The sequence below is a fragment of the Sideroxyarcus sp. TK5 genome, assembly GCF_054601595.1.
Genome location: NZ_BAAHSJ010000002.1, coordinates 133933 through 156483, shown reverse-complemented (window position 1 = coordinate 156483; position 22551 = coordinate 133933). Strand labels below are relative to the sequence as shown.

The window sequence follows — 22551 nt, the reverse complement described above, 5'->3', positions numbered from 1 at the left end:
CGATACAACAGACAATCGAACCAGAACAGTTGGAGTCCCATCATGAAGATCGACAACACCAAAGCGGTCACCGGCAGCGTGGGTGATACCACCACCCGCAATCCGGCAGCCCGCACCGGCAACCGCCCCGCCTCGACAGGGGCTGAAGGCACCAGTGTGCATCTGGGCACCTCCACCGCCCAGCTGCGCAGCCTGGAGAGCAGCGTCGCCAGCGCACCGGTGGTGGATGCGCAGAAGGTCGCCGAGATCAAACAAGCCATCAGCGAGGGGCGCTTCCAGGTCAACGCCGGGGCGGTCGCCGACGGCCTGCTCAAGACCGTGAACGACCTGATCAGCGCGAGCCAGCGTTGAACGCAGCCGAGATAAAGACCAGACTGACCGAAGAGCGCGCCGCGCTGCAGGCTTTTATCAGCCTGCTCGAACGCGAACAGCAGATCCTGCTCTCCCCCGACACCGAACCCCTGCTCGACCTCTCGAACGAAAAGACCCGCGCCGCCGAAGCCCTAACCGCACTCGTGAAGCAGCGTGCGCAATACATTGCCGCCGGACCGGGCAAGGTCGAGGCTTGGCTACGCAGCAACGCCGCCGTCGCCCTTGATGTCTGGAAGGACATCCAGAAGTTTGGCAAACAGGCGCAACAGATGAACAAGACCAACGGCGATCTGATACAGGTGCGCATGCGCTACAACCAGCAGGCCGTGCAGGCCCTGCTCGGTGCGTCGGAACAGACCGCCGGACTTTACGACCCCAAAGGCAAGACCAACATGCCCGGTTCAGGGCGCACGCTGGGCAGCGGCTGACAGGCTAAAGTTCGTTGTACTTCTTCGCGCTGCCTTTTGCCTTATGCGCGGGATATTTCTCCGCGTTCTTCGCGATCTTCTCCTGCAACACCTGCTTCACATCCAGCTTGTAATGCTCCGCCAGCAACAGGGCATAGGCAAGCACATCGGCCAGCTCCTCCTTCACGCGCCCAACATCCGCCTCGCCGTGCGCCTTCCACAGGAAGCATTCCAGCAGCTCGCCCGCCTCGATGGACAGCGCAGCCGCCAAATCTTTGGGGTTATGGAACTGCGCCCAGTCGCGCTCGTCGCGGAAACGGGTGAGCGCCGCGGTCAATTCGGCGATGTCGCTGTTATGTTCGTTCATATCCCATCCCTTGTTGTGGCTGCGCAGCATTATCCCCGATAACCCGCCAGCCCCTGCCGCGCCAGCGTGTCCTGCCGGTAGAACTGCGCAAGCTGCCGGTACACCGCCGGATACTCGGCATGCAGCACATGCGGTGCCTCGAAGAAATACTCCGACAGCACCGCAAAGAACTCGGCCGGACTCTCACTGGCATAGGGGTCGATCTGCGTATCCTCGCCGCCGTCCACGCGGCGGCAAAGATCATCGTAAGCCGCCTGCCACGCGAGCGCCCACGCAGCCGCATCCATGCCTGCATGCAACGGTGGTCGTCCGTTCGCACTGCCGTCGCGCATATCCAGCTTGTGCGCGAACTCGTGGATCACCACGTTAAAGCCCTCGCCACGCCCCGACCACTCGACATCCTGCCACGACAGCACCAGCGGCCCGCCCGCCATCGCCTCGCCGCTGCGCACATGGCGCACCTGATGTACCACGCCCGTCTCATCCATCTGCTCACCGTCGTACACGAACTCGCCCGGATACACCACCACCTCCACCCAGCCGCCGTACCGATCTTCCTCCAGATTCAACAGCGGCAGCGCTGCGAACGCCGCGATGGTCGTCGCCATCGCCGCATCCATCTCCAGCCCGCCCGCGCCCGAGAACGCCTTGTCCGCCAACAGTCCCTGCGCCAGACCGCGCAAGCGCGACAGCTCCTCCGCATCCAGCCCCGCGAACACCGGCAACGCCAGCGCCGCCCGCCATGCCGCCTCGTCCAGCGCATACGCACCGCGACCGCTATCGAACAGGCTGGCCAGCAGGTCGAGTGGATTCAACCTCGTTCCAGTGTCACGCATTGCAGCTCACCGTTCATTTGTCTTGATCTCGGTCGCCGCGACATGGCAGACCGACAAGCCCTGCCGTTTCCCTTTGACGTGGATGGTGAAGAGCTCACCGAAGGCGAGCTCGGGATGCTGCGCCACATCGACCGCATCCTTCAAGGTCTGGCTGACCAGTATGGCGCCGGGGTTGCAGTTCTTCTCGATGCGCGAGGCGGTGTTGACCACATCACCTATCGCCGTCCAGTCCAGACGTTCCGGCGTGCCCACGTTGCCGATGACGACCTCGCCCCAATGTATCCCGATGCGCAGACTGAGCGAATCCTGTCCGGCGCGCGAGCGCAGACCGTTGATGTCGGCAGCATGCTTCTGCATGTCGATGGCGGCGGCGATGGCGTCCGCCGGTTCCATGAAGATGGCCATCACGCTGTCGCCCATGAACTTGTCGATATAGCCGCGATGCCGCCGCACCGAACCTGATACGCGACGCAGGATGGTGTTGAGCGTGTTGATGATCGATTCGCTGCTGGCGTTGCTTTCCACGAAGGAGGTGAAACCGACGATGTCACAGAACAGCACGGCGATCTCGCATTCCTCGTTGATGAGTTTCGATTTTCCCAGCTTCACCGCCTCGCGCGCTTTTTCTTCCACCATCTGCGGCACATAGTTGCGCGTGATATTGTGGATGCGCGCTTCACTGAGGATGGAGCCTTCTCCGAGGTGGGTCGTGCCTTCGTCCAGCGAGACGATCTGCCACAGGGAGTGGATGGTCGCATCATGGTCGCGATAGCCGCTGACGTTGAACAGGGCTGTCACGCCCGCCTCGCCGTGCAGATAGACGCGCGTGCGATAGTTCTCGAACACGCCGCCCTTGCTGCTCAGCGCCAACCCCCAGATCACGTCGTTGTAGAAGTTGAACGGGATGGCCGTGCACAGATCACCGATGGCGGTCGCCTCGGCAGGCAGACGCAGGCTGTCCAGCATGGCGCGCGACACGGCGATGACCTCGCCCGCGCTGGAGAAGCGGATGAGTCCGTAGCCGAGCTTGTCGCATATGTGCTGCATGCTGTTGCGACTGTCCGCATCATCCAGCAACACGCCCTTACGCGCCGAGGACGGGTCAGGGACGGCCGGTTGGAGCGCGTAGGAGCACACGGTCGACCCCTGCTGCGGCGGCAACTGTCGCCAGCGCAGGCCCAGCGCATCCACCAGCCCCTGTGTCCCGCACTGCGAGACATCCCACGCCACGGGCACGGTGACCGACAGGATGTCGCCCCCCTGCTGCGGGAAGCCGACCACCACCTGCTGCGCGTTCTCCTTGCAGTATTGCGCGATGTTCTGCGAACCGTGTTCGCCCACCTCGGCGTTGAACAGGGCTTCCAGGTCTGCAGCGTTGTCGCCCGCGAGCATGCCGAACTCGTCCTCTGCCAAGCGCCGGAATGCATCGAAGTGCATCGCCCGCACCGCGAGGTCGACCGCATCGTGCAGCAGCAACATGACCGGTATCGCCAGTCGCGACAGTCCCAGGCGTTGCAGCGACGGTTCCAGCTCCGCCTTCAGGCCGGGCCAGATGCTGTGTTCCAGCGAAGTGACCGATGTGGTGTGGACTGCCGAGTCATTCATGTCAGCTGCTCATGCATAGCTTGTATATCTCGGACTCTCTGAGACTGTCGATGAATGCGTCCTGCAACAGACTGTCGCACAACGCATCGTCCAGCCCGCATGCTTGCAGGCCTGACCTTCTGGCTTCGGGCGTCTCGACCGCCCTGGCTCCTATGCCCGCCGACTTGAGCAGGACATTGGCCGCCATCAGGCTGGTCGAGATGGCGTTCGCCTCCACGGCGTGCGACAGCGCCGCGCCCATGTAGGCATTGAAACGATCCGGCAAGCGCCATTCCCTGACCGCCTCGGCCCCCACCTGATAGTGATCGAAGCCGAAGAACCTCTGCTCCGCCTCGGCACTGCTGCAGTCGCTGGCGAACATGTGGTCGAACACTTGCTGATACAACTTCGGATGTTGCGTGAACATCAGCACCTTGCCGATGTCGTGCATCAGCCCGGCGATGAAAGCCTCGTCGCCATTCCCGCTCTCACCCAGGCTCTGGCAGATTCGCTGGCTGGCGATCGCGGTCAGCAAGGAGTGCTGCCAGATGTGCAGGCGGAACGCCTCATGCCGGGTCTCGGAGAACAGGGAGCGACTGAAGGCCAGCAGTGCGAGCGAACGCAACACGCTGTAACCGAGAAGGCTGATGGCCAGCGGGATGGTGCCGACCTTGTTGCCGCGACTGTAGAGCGGTGAATTGACGACCCGTAGCACCAGCGACGCCACGCCCTGATCGGCACCGATCAGATCGTCCAGCCGCTGGAAGTAATCACTGGCTTCGATATCGAGATTGATGATGTCCGAGATGACACCCGCCTGCACCGGCACGCTCTTGAAGTCGATCTTGCCTCGGATCATGTTCGGGAATGTCATATTGGGTTGTTAGGACCCGGCCATTCTACCCAGTTGCGCGGGGAAGGTTGCCGGATGTGTAGCGCCGGCCACAAAGCAGGACGGCACCCCAAGCGGGGTGCCGTCCATGGATACAGACCACGATGTGCCGCGCGATCACCAGCCCGATTCGCGCTCCGGGGTTGCCGATATCTTGTGGATGGAGAGATCGGCGCCGTTGAACTCTTCTTCCTGGTCCAGGCGCAAACCGACGATCTTCTTGATGACGCCGTAGACGATGAATCCGCCGATCAGCGCGATGCCTACGCCCATCAGCGTGCCGACGAGTTGCGACATGAAGCTGACGCCGCCGCGACCGCCCAGTGCCTGCAGGCCGAAGATGCCGGCGGCGATGCCGCCCCAGGCGCCGCACAGGCCGTGCAACGGCCACACACCGAGCACATCATCGATCTTCCAGCGGTTCTGGGTGAGGGTGAACATGACGACGAACAGCGCACCGGCGACGCCGCCGACAACGAGTGCGCCGATGGGGTGCATGAGGTCGGAGCCGGCACACACAGCGACCAAGCCCGCCAGCGGTCCGTTATGCACGAAGCCGGGGTCGTTCTTGCCCATCCACAGCGCAGTGAGCGTGCCGCCGACCATGGCCATGAGAGAGTTGACGGCAACGAGGCCGCTGATGCCGGTGATGGTCTGCGCGCTCATGACGTTGAAACCGAACCAGCCGACGGTGAGGATCCACGCACCGAGCGCAAGGAAGGGGATGCTGGAAGGCGGGTGCGCGGAGATGCGACCTTCCTTGGTGTAACGGCCATGGCGCGCACCGAGCAGCAACACAGCGGCGAGGCCGATCCAGCCGCCCACGGCATGCACGACCACGGAACCGGCGAAGTCATGGAAGCCGGCACCGAAGCTGGCGGCCAGCCAGTCCTGCACGCCGTAAGCACCGTTCCAGGCGATGCCCTCGAAGAAGGGATAGACGAAACCGACCAGCAGGAACGTGGCGGCCAGTTGCGGATTGAATTTTGCGCGCTCGGCGATGCCGCCGGAGACGATGGCGGGGATGGCGGCGGCGAAGGTGAGCAGGAAGAAGAACTTGACCAGGTCGTAGCCGTTCTTCTGCGCCAGCGTCTCGGCACCGTCGAAGAAGTGCATGCCGTAGGCGATGCCGTAACCGATGAAGAAGTAGGCGATGGTGGAGACCGAGAAATCGCTGAGGATCTTCACCAGCGCGTTGACCTGGTTCTTCTTGCGCACGGTGCCGAGTTCCAGAAAGGCGAAACCTGCATGCATCGCGAGCACCATGATGGCACCGAGCAGGATGAATAGTGCATCACTACTGACCTTGAGTTCTTCCATGTCATTCTCCGAGATTGTGCAAAACGCAATCCTGCATGCAAGCACTGTGCCAGCACTATCACGTACTGATTTATAAGCGATTTATCGGATGGCAAGTCCCCTGAATGGCGCGCAGCACACCATTACAGTGCATGGCGCACCAAAGCAATGCCTTATTCTGGTGCAAGCCAGCCTTCCTTCTGCACCTTTTCCAGCCAGAACAGACCGACGATGGTCTTGCTGTCGGTGATCCTGCCCTGGCGTATCCATTCCATCGCTTCATCAAGCGACAATTCGAACACTTCGAGGAATTCTCCCTCGTCCAGCTTGCTGCCTTGATGGGTCAATCCGCGCGCGATGAAGTATTCCATGCGTTCATCCGAGTAGCCTATGCAGGGCGCTGCCGTCGTGAGATGCGTCCACTCGCGGGCGACGTAGCCGGTCTCCTCCAGCAGCTCGCGCTGCGCGGTGACGAGGATGTCCTCGCCCGCATCGATCTTTCCTGCAGGCAGTTCGATGAAATCGCAGTGCCATGGGTAACGGTGCTGGCGCTCCATCAACAGCTTGCCGTTGTCAAGGATGGCCAGCATGGCGACCGCGCCGGGATGGGTGAGGTATTCGCGCGTGCTGGTGCTGCCGTCCGGCAATCGCACCGTGTCTTTCAATACTTCAAGGAAGCCTCCCGCATATACCACACGGCTGTCCAGTTGCTTTTCGGTCAGGTCCATTTTTCGTCCACCTTCGTTCACGTCCCGCACAAATGAAAACTCCCGCCGCAGCGGGAGTGTCCGTCGATCGATTCCCCGATCAGGGCAGCAGCAAGGATTGCTGCACCGAGGCCGCACACACCGCCATCAGGGTATTGGGCATGATGCCGAGCAACAGCACGGCCAGGCCGTTGATGGAGACGAGCAGCGTGCTGTCCGGCTGCATGTAAACCTTCTCGTGGCTTTCCGGTGCATCGAAGTACATCAGCTTGACGATGCGCAAGTAGTAGAACGCGCCGATCAGCGAGAAGATCACGGCGGCAATCACCAAGGGCAGATGGCCGGCTTGCAGTGCGGCATTCAGCACGGTGAACTTGGCATAGAAACCCACCGTCGGCGGCACGCCCGCCATGGAGAACATCAGCAGCAACATCATGAATGCGAGCCACGGACTGCGCTGGTTCAGCCCCTTGAAGTCGTTCAGGTTGTCCGCCTCGAAACCCTCGCGCGACAGCAGCATGATCATGCCGAAACCGCCCAGTGTCATCAGCACGTAGACCACGGCATAGAACATGGCCGAGCCGTAGCCGTCCAGCGAGCCGCTCAACACGCCGAGCAACAGGAAACCCATGTGCGCGATGGTCGAGTAGGCGAACATGCGCTTGATGTTGGTCTGCGCGATGGCGGTGATATTGCCCACGCCCATCGACAGCACCGCCAGCACGGCCAGCATGCCCGCCCAGTGGATCATCATCGGTTGCAAGGCTTCGACCAGGATACGCATGACGAAGGCAAAGGCGGCCAGCTTGGGTGCGGAACCGATGAACAGGGTCATCGCGGTCGGCGCACCGTGGTACACATCGGGCACCCACATGTGGAACGGCACTGCGCCCAGCTTGAAAGCCAGGCCGGCGACCAGGAAGGCCAGGCCGAACACCAGCAGCATGTCGTTACCCTGACCTGCTTTGATGACGTTGGAAATGGTTTGAATATCCAGCGAACCGGTGCCGCCGTAGATCATGGACATGCCGTACAGCAGGAATCCGGAAGCCATCGCGCCGAGGATGAAATACTTCATCGCGGACTCGGTCGCCACGGAGGAATCGCGTTGCAGGGCAACCAGCGCATACAAGCTCAGCGCCAGCACTTCCAGACCGATGTACAACGTGACGAGGTTGCTGGCCGAGATCATCACCATCATGCCCAGCGTGGAGGTCAGGGTCAGCGACAGGAACTCGCCGGTGAACAGGCCGCGCACGATCAGATAGCTGCGCGAATAGACCAGCATCATGGACACGGCCAGATAGGTCAGCAGCTTGAGCACGTCCGACATCAGATCGTCGACGAACATATTGGTGAACAGGTGCACGACACCGTTCACGTGCGTGGCGACCGTGATCAGCGAACAGCCGAGCAGCGTCACTTGTGCCAGCAGGTAGGTGACGGTACGTGTCTGGCTCGGCAGCAGCAGGTCGGCGATCATGATGACGCCGATCATGCACAGCAGGAATATTTCGGCGTAGGCAGGAAACAATGTGGAAATGTAGCTCATAACTTCCTCTTAGATTTTGGAGCGTGCCATGTGCACCAGCAGGTCGTTCACCGAGGCGTGCATGATTTCTGACAAAGGCAGCGGGTACAGACCCATCACCAGCACGGTGATCGCCAGTACCACCATGATCAGTTTCTCGCGCGCGCCGATGTCGTGCAAATGTTTCACATGATCGTTGGCGACAGCGCCGAACACCACGCGCTTGTACATCCACAGCGTGTAGGCCGCGCCGAACACCAGCGTGGTGGCGGCCGCGAAGCCGTACCAGAAGTTCACTTTGACGGCGCCGAGGATGACCATGAACTCGCCGACGAAACCAGAGGTGCCGGGCAGGCCGCTGTTGGCCATGGCGAACAGCATGAAGAAGGCGGCGAACACCGGCATGGTGTTGGCCACGCCGCCGTAATCCACGATCTGGCGCGAGTGCACACGGTCATACATCACACCGATACACAGGAACAGCGCACCCGACACGAAGCCGTGCGAGATCATCTGCAGCAGCGCGCCTTCCATGCCGTAGGCATTGAAGATGAACATGCCGAGCGTGACAAAGCCCATGTGCGAGATGGAGGAATATGCCACCAGCTTTTTCATGTCGGACTGGGTCAGCGCAACCAAACCGATGTACACCACCGCGATCAGCGACAGCGTGATCATCAGCCAGGCCAGCTCGTGGCTGGCATCGGGCGCGATCGGCATGGAGAAACGCAGAAAACCGTAGGCACCCACCTTCAGCATGATCGCGGCCAGCACCACGGAACCGCCCGTGGGCGCTTCCACGTGCGCGTCCGGCAACCAGGTGTGCACCGGGAACATCGGCACCTTCACGGCGAAGGCCATGAAGAAGGCGATGAAGATCAGGATCTGCGCGGTCATGCCGAGCGGCAGCTGGTGGTAATCGAGGATCTCGAAGCTGCCGGACTGGAAGTACAGATACAGCAGCGCCACCAGCATCAACAGCGAGCCGAGCAGGGTATAGAGGAAGAACTTGACCGCCGCATACACGCGGTTGGGACCGCCCCACACGCCGATGATGAGGAACATCGGGATCAGCATCGCTTCCCAGAACACGTAGAACAGCACGGCGTCCAGCGCGGCGAACACGCCGTTGATCAGGCCGGACATGATGAGGAAGCAGGCCATGTATTGCGCCACGCGTTTCTCGATCACCTTCCAGCCGGCGATCACCACGATCACGGTGAAGAAGGCATTGAGCAGGATCAGCAGCATGGAGATGCCGTCCACGCCGAGGTGGTAGTGGATGTTGAACTGGGTGATCCAGTTCTTCATCTCGACGAACTGCATGGCGCTGGTCATGCGGTCGAAACCGGTATACAGCGGCAGGGTCACCAGCAATCCGAGCACGGCACCGACCAGCGCGATGATGCGCGCCAGCGGCGCGTTGCGGTCGTTGCCTGTGGCCAGCACCAGCACGCCGAAGATGATGGGCAACCAGATGACGACGCTTAACAGTGGGTATCCGAAAATCATGCTTGTTCCTTCTGTTCTTCTCTAGTGTTGCCTTATTAGAACCAGGTGCGCACGGTCAGCAACAGCGACACACCGAGGATCATCCAAAACGCGTAGTGGTAAACGTAGCCGGTCTGAAAGCCGCGCAGTACGCCGGAGAACATGCCCACCATCTTCGCGGAACCGTTGACGAAGAAACCGTCGATCAGTTTCACATCGCCGAACTTCCACAGCGCACGGCTCGCACCGCGCGCACCGCCGGCGAAGAACCAGTCGTTGAAACGGTCGAAGTAATACTTCTGGTCCAGGATCGTGTAGAGGAAGCTGAACTGTTTCTTGATCGCTGCCGGGATGGCCGGGTTCTTCATGTAGAAGTACCAGGCACTCGCGACACCGGCCACGGCCAACCAGAGCGGCAGGCTGGTCAGCGCGTGCAATGTCATGGCAAACGCACCGTGGAATTCCTCGTGCAGCTCATGCATGGCCGGGTGATGTTCGGCGATGAACACCGCGTCGCCGAAGTAGCCGCCGAACAGCATCGGCTCGATGGCGATGTATCCGATCAGCACCGACGGGATGGCCAGCAGGATCAGCGGCAATGTCACCACCCAGGAAGTCTCGTGCGGCTTCTGTCCCGGTGCCAGACCATGGTGGTGGTCAACGGACACTTCCTCCTCGGCATGGTCGCCCTGATGGTCGTGATGCCCCTTGCCGAAGCGTTCCTCGCCGTGGAACACGAGGAAGTACATGCGGAAGGAATAGAAGGCGGTAACGAACACGCCGGCGACCACGCAGAAGTAAGCGAATCCTGAACCGGCCAGTTCGGACAGACCGACCGCCTCGATGATGCTGTCCTTGGAATAGAAGCCGGAGAAGAACGGCGTGCCGATCAGCGCCAGCGAACCGATCAGCGAGGTGATCCAGGTGATGGGCATGTACTTGCGCAGGCCGCCCATGTTGCGGATGTCCTGGTCGTGGTGCATGGCGATGATGACGGAACCCGCGGCAAGGAACAGCAGCGCTTTGAAGAAGGCGTGCGTCATCAGGTGGAACACCGCCACCGAGTAGGCGGAGGCGCCCAGCGCCACCGTCATGTAGCCGAGCTGAGACAGCGTGGAATACGCCACCACGCGCTTGATGTCGTTCTGGATGATGCCGAGGAAACCCATGAACAGCGCGGTGATCGCGCCGATCACCATCACGAACGACAGCGCGGTATCGGACAGTTCGAACAGCGGCGACATGCGCGCCACCATGAAGATACCGGCGGTCACCATGGTTGCGGCGTGGATCAGCGCGGAGATCGGCGTCGGGCCTTCCATCGAGTCCGGCAGCCACACGTGCAGCGGGAACTGCGCGGACTTACCCATGGCGCCGATGAACAGCAGGATGCAGATAGCCGTCAGCAGGTTCCATGTCACGCCGGGAATGGGCGCGATGTCGTTGGCATAGTGCTGCGCGTTGGCGAACACCGACGCGTAGTCCAGTGTGCCGAACACCATCAGCACCAGCGCGATGCCGAGCAGGAAGCCGAAGTCGCCCACGCGGTTGACCAGGAAGGCTTTCAGGTTGGCGTAGATGGCGGTCGGGCGCGTGTACCAGAAGCCGATCAGCAGATAGGACACCAGACCCACGGCTTCCCAGCCGAAGAACAGTTGCATGAAGTTGTTGGCCATCACCAGCATCAGCATGGAGAAGGTGAACAGCGAGATGTAGCTGAAGAAACGCTGATAGCCGGGATCTTCTGCCATGTAACCGATGGTGTAGATGTGCACCATCAGCGACACAAAGGTCACCACCAGCATCATCATCACGGTCAGTCTGTCGATCAGGAAACCGACCTGGAAGCTGGTGTCGCCCGAGGTCAGCCAGGTGTAGACCGGGCCGTTGAAGGTGTGACCCGCCATGACGTCCTGGTAGATGGCGACCGAGGCCGCGAAGGAGACACCGACCAGCGCGATGGTGATGCGATGCGACCAGGTGCGACCCAGCAATTTGCCGAACAGGCCCGCCGCGATGGCGCCGACCAGCGGCGCCAGGGGAACGAGCAGATATAGAGTATGCATGTCCATGTGCATCAGCCTTTCAGTGTGCCGAGATCATCCACGTCGATGGTGCGCAGATTGCGGAACAGCACCACCAGAATCGCCAGACCGATGGCCGCTTCGGCAGCCGCCACGGTGAGGATGAAGAATACGAAGATCTGTCCGTGCACATCGTTCAGATAATGCGAGAACGCCACGAAGTTGGTGTTCACCGCCAGCAGCATCAGTTCGATGGCCATCAGCAGCACGATCAGGTTCTTGCGGTTGAGGAAGATGCCCACGATGCTGATTGCGAACAGCACAGCACCCAGCACCAGAAAATGTGAAAGACCCAGACTCGTCATGACTACTCCCTCTGCTTAATCGGCCGCGTGGGCTTCATTCGCCCCGCTGACTTCGTTCTTTTTGGTGGCGGGCATGGAAATGATGCGCACGCGATCATTGCGTTTGACATTGACCTGCCAGCTCACATCCTGACGCTTGGAATCGCGGCGGCGGCGGAAAGTCAGCGCGATGGCCGCGACCATGGCCACCAGCAACAGCACGGCGGCCAGCTCGAACGGGTACACATAATCGGTGTAGATCAGGCGTCCCAGTTCTTTGGTATTGCTGTAGTCGGCGGCATGCTTGACGGCGGTCATGCCGGTGGAAGCCCCCTCGTCACCCAGCACAAACACCATCTGCACCACGATCAGCGTGGCCAGCAGCGCACCGGCCGGCAGCCATTGCAGGAAGTCCTTGCGCAGTTTTTCGATGTTGATGTCCAGCATCATCACCACGAACAGGAACAGCACCATCACCGCGCCGACATAGACCAGCACCAGTGCGATGGCAAGGAACTCCGCTTCCAGCAACAGCCAGATACCGGCGCTGCTGACGAAAGCCAGCACCAGGAACATGACCGAGTGCAGCGGGTTGCGCGCGGTGATCACACGCAACGCCGAGAACACGGTCGAAGCGGCGAAGAAATAGAACAGTATGGTTTCGAAATTCATGTTTTCCTTCCCTTACCGGTATTTCGCGTCGGCGGCGCGATCCCGGGCGATCTGCGCTTCGTTCGCGTCACCCACGGCCAGCAGGCGATCCTTGGTGTAGTACAGGTCGCCGCGGTTCTCGCCGTGGTATTCAAAGATGCGTGTCTCGACGATGGCGTCGACCGGGCAGGACTCTTCGCAGAAACCGCAGAAGATACACTTGGTCAGATCGATGTCGTATTGCGTGGTGCGGCGCGAACCGTCCTCGCGTTCCGCCACTTCGATCTTGATCGCCAGTGCCGGACAGACCGCTTCGCACAGTTTGCAGGCAATGCAGCGCTCTTCGCCGTTCGGATAACGGCGCTGCGCATGCAGTCCACGGAAACGCGAACCCTGCGGGGTTTTTTCGTCCGGATATTCGACGGTGATGTGGCGGGCGAAGAAATACTTGCCGGTCACCGACAACCCCTGGAACAGCTCCAGCATCAGGAAACGCTTGAAGAAATTGATGAGGTTTTTCATGTGTTATCCCTTGTCTCTCACCATACCCACAACGACGTCTGCATCCAGGAGGCGACCACCACCACCCAGATCAGTGTCAGCGGAATGAATACTTTCCAGCCGAGGCGCATCAACTGGTCATAGCGGTAACGCGGGAAGGTCGCGCGCAACCACAGGAACAGGAACAGGAAGATGGACATCTTGGCCAGCATCCAGAACAGTCCCGGCACCTGGTCGGTGAATTCTCCCAGCGCGCCCCAACCGTGGAAGGGATTCAGATAGCCGCCGAGGAAGAACACCACGGTCAGCGCCGCGATCAGGATCATGTTGGCGTATTCGGCCAGGAAGAACAGCGCGAAGCCCATGCCGGAGTATTCGGTGTGGAAACCGGCCACGATGGCGGATTCGTCTTCGGCCAGATCGAACGGCGCGCGGTTGGTCTCCGCCACGCCGGCGAGGAAATACACCACGAACATCGGGAACAGCGGCACCCAGTACCAGCCGAACAGACCGTATTCACTCTGCTGTCCTTGCACGATCTCGCCCATGTTCAGACTCTGCGCCGCCAGCAGCACGCACACCAGCGCGAAGCCCATCGCCAGTTCGTAAGACACGATCTGCGCGGCGGAACGCAATGCACCGAGAAAGGCGTATTTGGAATTCGACGCCCAGCCCGCGATGATGATGCCGTACACGCCGAGCGAGGTCATCGCCAGCAGGTAGAGCAGACCGGCGTTCACATTGGCCAATGTCCCGCCATCGAAGAACGGCACCACCGCCCAGGCAGCCAGCGCCGGTGTCAACGCCATCACCGGTGCCGCGAGGAACAGGAACTTGTTCGCGCCGGACGGGATGATGAACTCCTTGAGCAGCAGCTTGATGCCGTCGGCAACCGGTTGCAGCAGCCCCCAGTAACCCACGCGGTTCGGGCCGGGACGCACTTGCATGAAGCCCAGCACTTTGCGTTCGGCCAGCGTGTAGTAAGCCACGCCACCCATGATGGGCAGCACGATGGCCAGGATCTTCACGGCCGTCCACACCGGCAGCCAGGCCGCGCCGAGCAGGCCTTCGCCCATCTGATGTACGGTTTGCAGCAGTTCTATCATGCTCGCTCCACTGTGATCGTTCCAAACATCGCACCCAGCATCGCGGTCATCGGATGACCAGCTGCCACACGCACCACGCCCTCGGGCAATCCATCATCGACCGCGGCTTCGAGCAGCGCGCTGCCCTGCCCTTGCGCGACCTTCACTTGCGCGCCGGCGGCGATGCCCAGCTTGCTCAACTCGCTGCCGCGCAGCCATGCCTTGGGGGGGGCGGCATCTGCCGTCGCCTGCAAGGACACGGCACGACGCACGATGGCGTCGGTGGCGTAGATCGGAACATCCGCCACGCGCTGCAAGCCATTCGCGGCGGCCGCCTTGGACTCGATGCCGCTTACCGCATTGCTCAGTCTGGCCGCGACATCCACGCCCTGCAACGCTTCGTCGCGCACCGCTTGCGAAGTCTCGTATTCAAAGCCTTCCACCTTGAGCAGATTGCCGAGCACGCGCAACACTTTCCAGGCCGGGCGCGCTTCGCCCAGCGGCTTCACGCTGCCGTTGAATGTTTGCACGCGACCTTCGCCGCTGACGAAGGTGCCGGATGTCTCGGTGAACGGCGCGATTGGCAACAGCACATCGGCATATTCCGTGGCGCCGTGCTTGTAGGCCGACATGGCGATCACCAGATCGGCAGCCTGCATCGCGGCGATGGCTTGTCGCGCATCGGCACAGTCCAGTTCCGGTTCGACATTGAGCAATATATAAGCCTTGCGCGGCGTCGCCAGCATGGCAGCGGCGTTCAGCCCCTTGCCTGCCGGCGTGGCGTGCACCAGATAGCCGCCGACGCTGTTGGCGGATTCGCCGATGAAGCCGAACTTGCCGCCGGTGACGTTCGCGATCTGTTGCGCCAAGGCCTGCAGTTGCGCAGCCTGCGGATGTTGTTGCGCAAAGTTGCCGAGCAACACCGCCACGCGCTCACCGCTCGCCAGACTGCCGGCGATACCGCCGGCCTGTTTGGCAGCGACATCTTTGGCGACCTGGGTCAGGGTATCGACCATTGCACCCGGCGCGACGATGGCTTTGTGTGCCACCTTCATCAGCAGATCGTCGTCGGTGGAATGGATCACGCTGACTTTTGCACCGCGCACCGCTGCCTTGCGGATACGTGCCGCGAGCAGCGGGTGATCCTTGCGCAGGAAGCTGCCGACGATGAGGATGCGGTCCGCCTTGCCGATGTCGGCGATGGACATGCCCAGCCAGGGCGCGCCCTGCTGTTTGCCGTCGGCGGAGAAATCGCTCTGGCGCAGACGGAAGTCGACGTTGTCGCTGCCGATGCCGCGCATCAGTTTCTGCAGCAGGTACATCTCTTCCAGCGTCGAATTGCCGGTCGCCAGCGCGCCGATCTGCTCGGCACCCGCGCCGTTCGCGATCTGGCGCAGACCGTTGGCGCAGAACTCCAGCGCGGCCTGCCAGTCCACTTCCTGCCACTGACCGCCCTGCTTGATCATCGGCTTGTCCAGACGCTGTTCGCTGTTCAGCCCTTCATAGGCGAAACGGTCGCGGTCGGACAGCCAGCATTCGTTGATTTCTTCATTCTCGATGGGCAACACGCGCAGCACGCGGTTGTTCTTGGTGTGCACGGCAAGGCCGGAACCCAGACTGTCGTGCGCGCTCACCGAGCGGCGGCGCGACAATTCCCAGCTGCGTGCTTTGTAGCGGAACGGTTTGCTGGTCAGCGCGCCCACCGGGCACAGGTCGATCATGTTGCCGGACAGTTCGGAATCGACAGTGCCGGAGACGAAAGACATGATCTCGGCATGTTCGCCGCGGAAAGCCTGGCCCAGTTCCATCTGGCCGGCGATCTCCTGGCCGAAACGCACACAGCGCGTGCAGTTGATGCAGCGGCTCATCTCTTCCGCCGATACCAGCGGGCCGATGTCCTTGCTCAGCACCATGCGCTTCTCTTCGTGGTAGCGCGAATGACCGCTGCCATAGCCGACCGACATGTCCTGCAGCATGCACTCGCCGCCCTGGTCGCAGATCGGGCAATCCAGCGGGTGATTGATGAGCAGGAACTCCATCACGCCTTTTTGCGCTTTGACAGCCTGCTCGGAATGCGTGAACACCTTCATGCCTTCGCTCACCGGCGTGGCGCAGGCGGGCAAGGGTTTCGGTGCCTTTTCCACCTGCACCAGACACATGCGGCAGTTCGCGGCGATGGAAAGTTTCTTGTGGTAGCAGAAGTGCGGAATGGCGATGCCGGCTTGATGCGCGGCTTCGATCACGGTGGAACCGTTTTCCGTCTGGATCTGCTTACCGTCGATTTCGATATTGATCATTGCTCACCTATTCCATTCAGATTCACACGAGGCAACGCTTGTGCTCGATGTGATATTCGAATTCCTTGCGGTAGTGCTTGAGCATGCCCTGCACCGGCCAAGCTGCTGCATCACCCAGCGCGCAGATGGTGCGGCCGGCGATGTTGTCGCAGAGTTCAAGCAGCAGATCCAGGTCTTCCGGCTTGCCCTCGCCCTTTTCGATGCGATGCACGATGCGGTACAGCCAGCCCGTGCCTTCGCGGCAAGGCGTGCACTGGCCGCAAGACTCTTCAAAATAGAAGTAGGACAGACGCTCCAGCGCACGCACCATGCAGGTCGTATCGTCCATCACGATCACCGCACCCGAGCCCAGATAGGAACCCGCCTTCTGCAACGAGTCGTAATCCATGTTGACGTCCATCATGATGTCGCCCGGCAGCACCGGCATGGAAGAACCGCCGGGGATGACCGCTTTGAGCTTGTGGCCGTGACGCACGCCGCCGGCCATCGCCAGCAGGTCGCGGAACGGCGTACCCATCGGCACCTCGAAGTTGCCCGGATTGTTCACATGACCGGACACCGAGAACAGCTTGATGCCGCCGCTGTTCGGCACGCCGAGGTCGGCGAACTTCTTGCCGCCGTTGGCGATGATGTAAGGGATGCTGGCGAAGGTCTCGGTGTTGTTGATGGTGGTCGGCTTGCCGTACAGGCCGAAGCTGGCCGGGAACGGCGGCTTGAAGCGCGGCTGGCCCTTCTTGCCTTCGATGGATTCCAGCAACGCGGTCTCTTCGCCGCACACGTAGGCGCCGTAGCCCATGTGGTTGAAGAGATCGAATTCGAAATCGGTGCCGAGGATGCCCTTGCCCAGATAGCCCGCTTTGCGCGCATCCGCGCAAGCTTGCTCCATGATCTCGTAGGCTTCGAAGATCTCGCCGTGCACATAGTTGTAGCCGGCTTTCACGCCCATCGCATACGCGGCGATGGCCATGCCTTCGATCAGCATGTGCGGGTTGTAGCGCAGGATGTCCCAGTCCTTGCAGGTGCCGGGTTCGCCTTCGTCCGAGTTGCAGACGATGTATTTGTCGCCCTCGTAGTTGCGCGGCATGAAGCTCCACTTCAGGCCGGTGGGGAAACCCGCACCGCCGCGGCCGCGCAGATTGGAAGCCTTGACTTCGGAGATGATCAGATCGGGCGACATCTTCTCGGTCAGGACTTTGCGCAGCGCCTGATAGCCGCCCGCCTTCACATAGTTGTCGAGATTCGCCAGACCGTCGGCGGCGGTGGCGAGAATGATGGACTTGCTCATGCCTTGCCTCCTTCCAGATCGGCCAGAATGCGGTCGATCTTTGCCGGCGTCAGCTTGCCGCACATCTTCTTGTTGTTCACGTTCAGCAAGGGCGCATCGATACAGGCCCCCATGCATTCGCCTTCGCGCAGACCGAACTTGCCGTCGGGCGTGACCTCGTTCATCCTGATGCCGAGCTTCTGCTCCAGATAGCTCACCGTGTCGCCCGCGCCGCACAGCGTGCACGACAGGTTGGTGCACACGGTCAGCGTGTGCTTGCCCATCGGCTTGAGGTTGTACATGTGGTAGAAGGTCGCCACTTCGTAGACCGCCATCTGCGGCATGCCCAGATAGACGGCCACATCGGCCATGTCTTCCGGCGCGATCCAGCCCTTCTCGTCCTGCACGAAACGCAAGGCGGCCATCACGGCGGACTGGCGCTGGTCGGCGGGATATTTGTTCAGCTCTTTGTCGATGAGCGTCGTGATCTGTTGCGACAACATCAGCGGTCTACCTCCCCGAAAACGATATCCTGCGTACCGATGATGGCGACCACGTCGGCGATCATATGGCCGCGTGTCATCTCATCCAGACTGGACAGGTGTGTGAAACCCGGTGCGCGGATCTTCATGCGATACGGCTTGTTGGCGCCATCCGATGCCAGATAGATGCCGAACTCACCCTTGGGATGCTCGACGGCGGAATACACCTCGCCGGCCGGCACGTGCATGCCTTCGGTGAAGAACTTGAAGTGGTGGATCAGTTCTTCCATGTTCTGCTTCATCGCTTCGCGCTTGGGCGGTGCGTATTTCAGATCGTCGGCCATGACCGGGCCGGGGTTCTTGCGCAGCCAGTCGATACACTGGCGGATGATGCGCAAGGACTGGCGCATCTCTTCCACGCGCACCAGATAGCGGTCGTAGCAGTCGCCCTCGACACCCACCGGGATGTCGAAGTCCAGCTTGTCGTACACCTCGTACGGCTGCTTCTTGCGCAGGTCCCAGGCGATGCCCGAGCCGCGCAGCATGGGGCCGGTGAAACCCAGCGCCATGGCGCGCTCCGGCGTGACCACGCCGATACCGACGGTGCGCTGTTTCCAGATACGGTTGTCGGTGAGCAGCGTTTCGAATTCGTCGATATGCTTGGGGAAACGCACGGTGAAGTCTTCGATGAAGTCGAGCAGCGAACCCTGACGGTTCTCGTTCATGCGCTTCACATCCGCCGCGTTGTGGATCTTGCTCTCTTTGTAGTGCGGCATGACTTCGGGCAGATCGCGGTACACGCCGCCCGGGCGATAGTAGGCGGCATGCAGGCGCGCACCGGCGACCGCCTCGTAGGCGTCCACCAAGTCTTCGCGGTCGCGGAAGGCGTAGAAGAACATGGTCATCGCGCCGAGGTCGATGCCCACCGCGCCCAGCCACAGCAGGTGGTTCAGGATGCGGGTGATCTCGTCGTACATGACGCGGATGTATTGCGCGCGGATCGGCACTTCGATACCGGCCAGCTTCTCCACCGCCATCACATAAGCATGCTCGTTGCACATCGGCGACACGTAATCCAGCCGGTCCATGTAGGGCATGGCCTGCAGGAAGGTCTTGTGCTCGGCCAGCTTCTCGGTGCCGCGATGCAGCAGACCGATGTGCGGGTCGGCGCGCTCGACCACTTCGCCGTCCAGCTCCAGCACCAGGCGCAAGACGCCGTGAGCTGCGGGATGCTGGGGTCCAAAATTCAGGGTGTAATTCTTTATCTCAGCCATTACCGTCTCTCTGCCTTTAGTTTCGACCGTACTGCTCTTCGCGCATGGTGCGCGGCGTGATCTCGCGCGGCTCTACCGACACCGGCTCATAAATCACGCGGCGCTGATCCGCGTCGTAACGCATCTCGACGGTACCCGACAGCGGGAAATCCTTGCGGAACGGATTGCCGACGAAACCGTAGTCGGTCAGCAGGCGGCGCAGGTCCGGATGCCCCTTGAAGATCGTGCCATACAGGTCGAACGCCTCGCGCTCGTACCAGTTCGCCACCGGCCACACGCCGATTACGGAATCCATCATCGGCATCGCGTCGTCCTCGGCGAACACGCGCACGCGCAATCTGATGTTGTGGGTGATGGAAAGCAGATGGTAGATGGTGGCGAAGCGTGGCCCCCGGTGCGGCTGGTCGGCCAGATATCGGCCGTCCTCGCAAGTTTCGCTGCCGTAGGTTGAGTAGTCGATACCGCACAGATCGATCAATTCTTCAAAGCGCAGGTCGGCATCATCACGCAGGCGGGTGAAGACGCTGAGCATGTCGGCAGCCTTGATCACCATCGTCAATTCGCCCAAGCGTTCTTGCAGACTCACCACTTTCGAACCGAATGCTTCGGCCAGATTGGATTTCAGAATTTTGAGGTCGGTAGTCATGATCAGCCCCGGGCGATGGTGTTGGTGCGCTTGATCTTGTTTTGCAACTGGATCACGCCGTACAGCAAGGCTTCCGCCGTCGGCGGGCAGCCGGGAACATAGATATCGACGGGGACGATGCGATCACAACCGCGCACCACGGAATAGGAATAGTGATAGTAGCCGCCACCGTTGGCGCAGGAGCCCATGGAGATCACCCAGCGCGGCTCGGCCATCTGGTCGTAGACCTTGCGCAAGGCTGGCGCCATCTTGTTGCACAAGGTACCCGCCACGATCATCACATCGGACTGGCGCGGGCTGGGACGGAAAGCACCGGCACCGAAACGGTCCAGGTCGTAACGCGGCAAAGCGGCATGCATCATCTCGACGGCACAGCATGCCAGACCGAAGGTCATCGGCCACAGGGAACCGGTACGCGCGTAATTGATAATGGTGTCGGCAGTGGTGGTGATCACGCCTTTTTCCAGAATTCCTTCAATGCCCATATGCTCCCCTCTTCATCGTGCACAACAACACCTTACGGCGGTCGCGCATTCATGTTTTAGATACTCTCGCTGGCGTTCCGCGGCCCTGCAAATTCAATTGAATGCAACAAGCGCGGACGATTGCATCCGCGCTTGTGCTTTTACTCCCATTCCAGTGCGCCCTTCATCCATTCATAGACAAATCCGACCACGAGAATGGCCAGAAAAACCATCATGGAAACGAAACCGAAGGTGCCGATCTCTTTCAGAACGATCGCCCAGGGAAAGAGGAAGGCGATCTCAAGATCGAACAGGATGAACAGGATGGCAACGAGATAGAAACGCACATCGAACTTCATGCGCGCATCTTCAAAAGCCTCAAAACCGCATTCGTACGGAGATAATTTTTTTTCGTCAGGACGGTTCGGCCCGGTGATGATGCCGAGAACCAAGGGTGCAACACCCATTACCAAAGCGATGCCGATAAACAACAGTACCGGAAAATAATTTTCCAACATGCTTGAGTCCCCTCCCTCTGTGAACCCGCAATATAGCGGAGTGCAAAGCAATGCTCTAGTTTTATATTTCGACCTGTTACCGAATCAGCCAGGTTCTTCTTTGTATTGTCTGGTGCGGGGCATGGGACTCGAACCCACACGTCCTTTCGGACACAGCCACCTCAAGGCTGCGCGTCTACCAATTCCGCCAACTCCGCATGCTACTCGTAAAAATTATCGCGGGATTTCCTTTGCCTTGGAATCAGGCGCGCCTGCCGCTGCCGGTGCATCCACCTGCAATGCATTCACATCCACACGATCCATCACCCCTGCCTGTTTGGCCGGCTGCGCATACATGGAAGTCAGCGTCAGGCTGGTGATGAAGAAGATGGTAGCCGCCACCGCCGTGCTGCGACTCAGAAAATTGGCGGAACCGCTGGAACCGAACAGGCTACCCGCAGAACCGGTACCGAACGCGGCGCCCATATCAGCCCCCTTGCCATGCTGGATCAGCACCAAAACAATCAGCACCACCGCAGTAATTACATGCACCACCCAAACCAATGTTTCCACGCTCGACTCCAGCTTCTAAAATTTATTTTTGCGCGGCACTACAAATCGCCACGAATTCTTCCGCCACCAATGACGCACCGCCGATCAGACCACCGTCGATATCCGCCATTCCCATCAATTCCGCCGCATTGCCCGGCTTCATGCTGCCGCCGTAAAGGATCCGCAGCCCTTGCGCCACGGCGCCATCCTTCTTCGCCACGCGCTGACGGATGAAGGCATGCACTGCCTGCGCCTGCTCCGGCGTTGCGGTCTTGCCGGTACCGATCGCCCATACCGGCTCATAGGCAATGACCGACTTGGCCAGATCCTGGGCGCCAACATGATTAAGTACCGCATCCAACTGGCGCGCCACCACTTGCTCGGTCACGCCGCTTTCGCGCTCATCCAATGTTTCGCCGACACAGAAGATCGGCGTCAGGCCGAATTTAATGGCCGCGTCAAACTTGGCAGCCACAACCTCATCGCTCTCGGCGAACAGGGCACGGCGCTCACTGTGCCCGACAATAACGTATTGACATCCAAAATCGACCAACATACCCGGCGCCACCTCTCCGGTGAACGCGCCTTTCTCATGCTGGCTCAAACTTTGCGCCCCCCAACCCACATTGCTTCCTTGCAACATGGATTGCAACTGGGACAGATAAGGATAAGGCGCACATACGCCGAAATCCGCCCCCCGCACAACCTTCACCCCTGCCAGCACCCCCTCCAGCAACGCCTTGTTGCCTGCGAGACTGCCGTGCATCTTCCAGTTCCCAACCACTAGTTTGCGTCGCATCAGACTATTCTTCCGACGTTTTGAGGTCGGCGATAGTAACGGCGAAACCAACTTCGGTCAATCCGCGAAAAAATCCATCCAGCGCAGCCTGTATCAGCGTCACGCCAGAATGGCTTGTGTAATAATCATGTAACAATTGGCGCATACGATGCATCCCGCTGACATAAGTCGAGCAAAACGATCAA

The 22551-nt window shown here is 60.5% G+C and carries 25 protein-coding genes and 1 tRNA gene; 2 read left to right on the top strand and 24 right to left on the bottom strand.

Annotated elements, in window-relative coordinates:
• The first annotated feature begins 42 nt into the window (after nucleotides 1–42).
• Both flgM and ACYPYQ_RS03815 read left to right on the top strand, forming a co-directional pair.
• A complete protein-coding gene (gene flgM, locus ACYPYQ_RS03820; protein WP_459719941.1) occupies nucleotides 43–351 on the top strand; it encodes a flagellar biosynthesis anti-sigma factor FlgM in 309 nt (102 codons plus the stop codon).
• On the top strand, nucleotides 348–800 hold the full coding sequence (locus ACYPYQ_RS03815; protein ID WP_459719938.1) for a flagella synthesis protein FlgN: 453 nt from the start codon (nucleotides 348–350) through the stop codon (nucleotides 798–800). Before flgM ends, ACYPYQ_RS03815 begins: the two co-directional genes overlap by 4 nt.
• A gap of 4 nt (nucleotides 801–804) precedes the next feature.
• Here ACYPYQ_RS03815 and ACYPYQ_RS03810 read toward each other — a convergent pair whose 3' ends face one another.
• The 24 genes from ACYPYQ_RS03810 to ACYPYQ_RS03695 form a co-directional block, all read right to left on the bottom strand.
• Nucleotides 805–1146 carry a nucleotide pyrophosphohydrolase gene (locus ACYPYQ_RS03810; RefSeq protein WP_459719935.1) on the bottom strand — a complete coding sequence of 114 codons (342 nt, stop codon included), beginning with the start codon at nucleotides 1144–1146 and terminating at the stop codon, nucleotides 805–807.
• A gap of 29 nt (nucleotides 1147–1175) precedes the next feature.
• Nucleotides 1176–1961, bottom strand: coding sequence for a M90 family metallopeptidase (locus ACYPYQ_RS03805; RefSeq protein WP_459719931.1), 786 nt, complete (start codon nucleotides 1959–1961; stop codon nucleotides 1176–1178).
• A 27-nt stretch (nucleotides 1962–1988) separates the two neighbouring features.
• A complete protein-coding gene (locus ACYPYQ_RS03800; RefSeq protein WP_459719928.1) occupies nucleotides 1989–3587 on the bottom strand; it encodes an adenylate/guanylate cyclase domain-containing protein in 1599 nt (532 codons plus the stop codon).
• A gap of 1 nt (nucleotide 3588) precedes the next feature.
• Nucleotides 3589–4440 (bottom strand): HDOD domain-containing protein, encoded by an 852-nt coding sequence (locus ACYPYQ_RS03795; protein WP_459719925.1) that lies wholly within the window; start codon nucleotides 4438–4440, stop codon nucleotides 3589–3591.
• Between the two features lie 135 nt (nucleotides 4441–4575).
• Nucleotides 4576–5778: an ammonium transporter gene (locus ACYPYQ_RS03790; protein WP_459719921.1), complete on the bottom strand. Its 1203-nt coding sequence runs from the start codon at nucleotides 5776–5778 to the stop codon at nucleotides 4576–4578.
• A gap of 152 nt (nucleotides 5779–5930) precedes the next feature.
• Complete coding sequence (locus tag ACYPYQ_RS03785; RefSeq protein ID WP_459719918.1) at nucleotides 5931–6485, bottom strand: NUDIX domain-containing protein; 555 nt, start codon at nucleotides 6483–6485, stop codon at nucleotides 5931–5933.
• A 79-nt stretch (nucleotides 6486–6564) separates the two neighbouring features.
• Complete coding sequence (nuoN, locus tag ACYPYQ_RS03780; protein WP_459719915.1) at nucleotides 6565–8016, bottom strand: NADH-quinone oxidoreductase subunit NuoN; 1452 nt, start codon at nucleotides 8014–8016, stop codon at nucleotides 6565–6567.
• Nucleotides 8017–8025: 9 nt separating this feature from the next.
• Complete coding sequence (locus ACYPYQ_RS03775; RefSeq protein WP_459719912.1) at nucleotides 8026–9507, bottom strand: NADH-quinone oxidoreductase subunit M; 1482 nt, start codon at nucleotides 9505–9507, stop codon at nucleotides 8026–8028.
• Between the two features lie 35 nt (nucleotides 9508–9542).
• Nucleotides 9543–11558 (bottom strand): NADH-quinone oxidoreductase subunit L, encoded by a 2016-nt coding sequence (nuoL, locus tag ACYPYQ_RS03770; protein WP_459719908.1) that lies wholly within the window; start codon nucleotides 11556–11558, stop codon nucleotides 9543–9545.
• A 5-nt stretch (nucleotides 11559–11563) separates the two neighbouring features.
• The gene (gene nuoK / locus ACYPYQ_RS03765; RefSeq protein WP_459719905.1) at nucleotides 11564–11875 is read right to left on the bottom strand and encodes an NADH-quinone oxidoreductase subunit NuoK; all 312 of its coding nucleotides are present in this window, start codon (nucleotides 11873–11875) and stop codon (nucleotides 11564–11566) included.
• Between the two features lie 15 nt (nucleotides 11876–11890).
• Nucleotides 11891–12526 (bottom strand): NADH-quinone oxidoreductase subunit J, encoded by a 636-nt coding sequence (locus ACYPYQ_RS03760; RefSeq protein WP_459719902.1) that lies wholly within the window; start codon nucleotides 12524–12526, stop codon nucleotides 11891–11893.
• A gap of 12 nt (nucleotides 12527–12538) precedes the next feature.
• On the bottom strand, nucleotides 12539–13027 hold the full coding sequence (gene nuoI, locus ACYPYQ_RS03755) for an NADH-quinone oxidoreductase subunit NuoI (RefSeq protein ID WP_459719899.1): 489 nt from the start codon (nucleotides 13025–13027) through the stop codon (nucleotides 12539–12541).
• Between the two features lie 17 nt (nucleotides 13028–13044).
• On the bottom strand, nucleotides 13045–14112 hold the full coding sequence (nuoH, locus tag ACYPYQ_RS03750) for an NADH-quinone oxidoreductase subunit NuoH (RefSeq protein WP_459719896.1): 1068 nt from the start codon (nucleotides 14110–14112) through the stop codon (nucleotides 13045–13047).
• A complete protein-coding gene (gene nuoG / locus ACYPYQ_RS03745) occupies nucleotides 14109–16388 on the bottom strand; it encodes an NADH-quinone oxidoreductase subunit NuoG (protein WP_459719893.1) in 2280 nt (759 codons plus the stop codon). Before nuoG ends, nuoH begins: the two co-directional genes overlap by 4 nt.
• 22 nt (nucleotides 16389–16410) lie before the next feature.
• On the bottom strand, nucleotides 16411–17673 hold the full coding sequence (gene nuoF, locus ACYPYQ_RS03740; protein WP_459719890.1) for an NADH-quinone oxidoreductase subunit NuoF: 1263 nt from the start codon (nucleotides 17671–17673) through the stop codon (nucleotides 16411–16413).
• Nucleotides 17670–18155, bottom strand: a complete 486-nt coding sequence (gene nuoE / locus ACYPYQ_RS03735) for an NADH-quinone oxidoreductase subunit NuoE (protein WP_459719887.1) — start codon at nucleotides 18153–18155, stop codon at nucleotides 17670–17672. The genes nuoF and nuoE overlap by 4 nt, the downstream gene beginning before the upstream one ends.
• Complete coding sequence (locus ACYPYQ_RS03730) at nucleotides 18155–19408, bottom strand: NADH-quinone oxidoreductase subunit D (RefSeq protein WP_459719884.1); 1254 nt, start codon at nucleotides 19406–19408, stop codon at nucleotides 18155–18157. The genes nuoE and ACYPYQ_RS03730 overlap by 1 nt, the downstream gene beginning before the upstream one ends.
• Nucleotides 19409–19424: 16 nt before the next feature.
• Nucleotides 19425–20054: an NADH-quinone oxidoreductase subunit C gene (locus ACYPYQ_RS03725; protein ID WP_459719880.1), complete on the bottom strand. Its 630-nt coding sequence runs from the start codon at nucleotides 20052–20054 to the stop codon at nucleotides 19425–19427.
• Nucleotides 20055–20056: 2 nt separating this feature from the next.
• Nucleotides 20057–20539 (bottom strand): NuoB/complex I 20 kDa subunit family protein, encoded by a 483-nt coding sequence (locus tag ACYPYQ_RS03720; RefSeq protein WP_459719877.1) that lies wholly within the window; start codon nucleotides 20537–20539, stop codon nucleotides 20057–20059.
• Nucleotides 20540–20679: 140 nt separating this feature from the next.
• On the bottom strand, nucleotides 20680–21036 hold the full coding sequence (locus ACYPYQ_RS03715; RefSeq protein WP_459719873.1) for an NADH-quinone oxidoreductase subunit A: 357 nt from the start codon (nucleotides 21034–21036) through the stop codon (nucleotides 20680–20682).
• Between the two features lie 110 nt (nucleotides 21037–21146).
• Nucleotides 21147–21233 (bottom strand) — tRNA-Leu (locus ACYPYQ_RS03710).
• Between the two features lie 16 nt (nucleotides 21234–21249).
• Nucleotides 21250–21588: a preprotein translocase subunit SecG gene (secG, locus tag ACYPYQ_RS03705; protein WP_459719871.1), complete on the bottom strand. Its 339-nt coding sequence runs from the start codon at nucleotides 21586–21588 to the stop codon at nucleotides 21250–21252.
• A 22-nt stretch (nucleotides 21589–21610) separates the two neighbouring features.
• The gene (tpiA, locus tag ACYPYQ_RS03700; protein ID WP_459719868.1) at nucleotides 21611–22366 is read right to left on the bottom strand and encodes a triose-phosphate isomerase; all 756 of its coding nucleotides are present in this window, start codon (nucleotides 22364–22366) and stop codon (nucleotides 21611–21613) included.
• Nucleotides 22367–22370: 4 nt separating this feature from the next.
• Nucleotides 22371–22511: a hypothetical protein gene (locus ACYPYQ_RS03695; protein WP_459719864.1), complete on the bottom strand. Its 141-nt coding sequence runs from the start codon at nucleotides 22509–22511 to the stop codon at nucleotides 22371–22373.
• Nucleotides 22512–22551 lie beyond the last annotated feature (40 nt).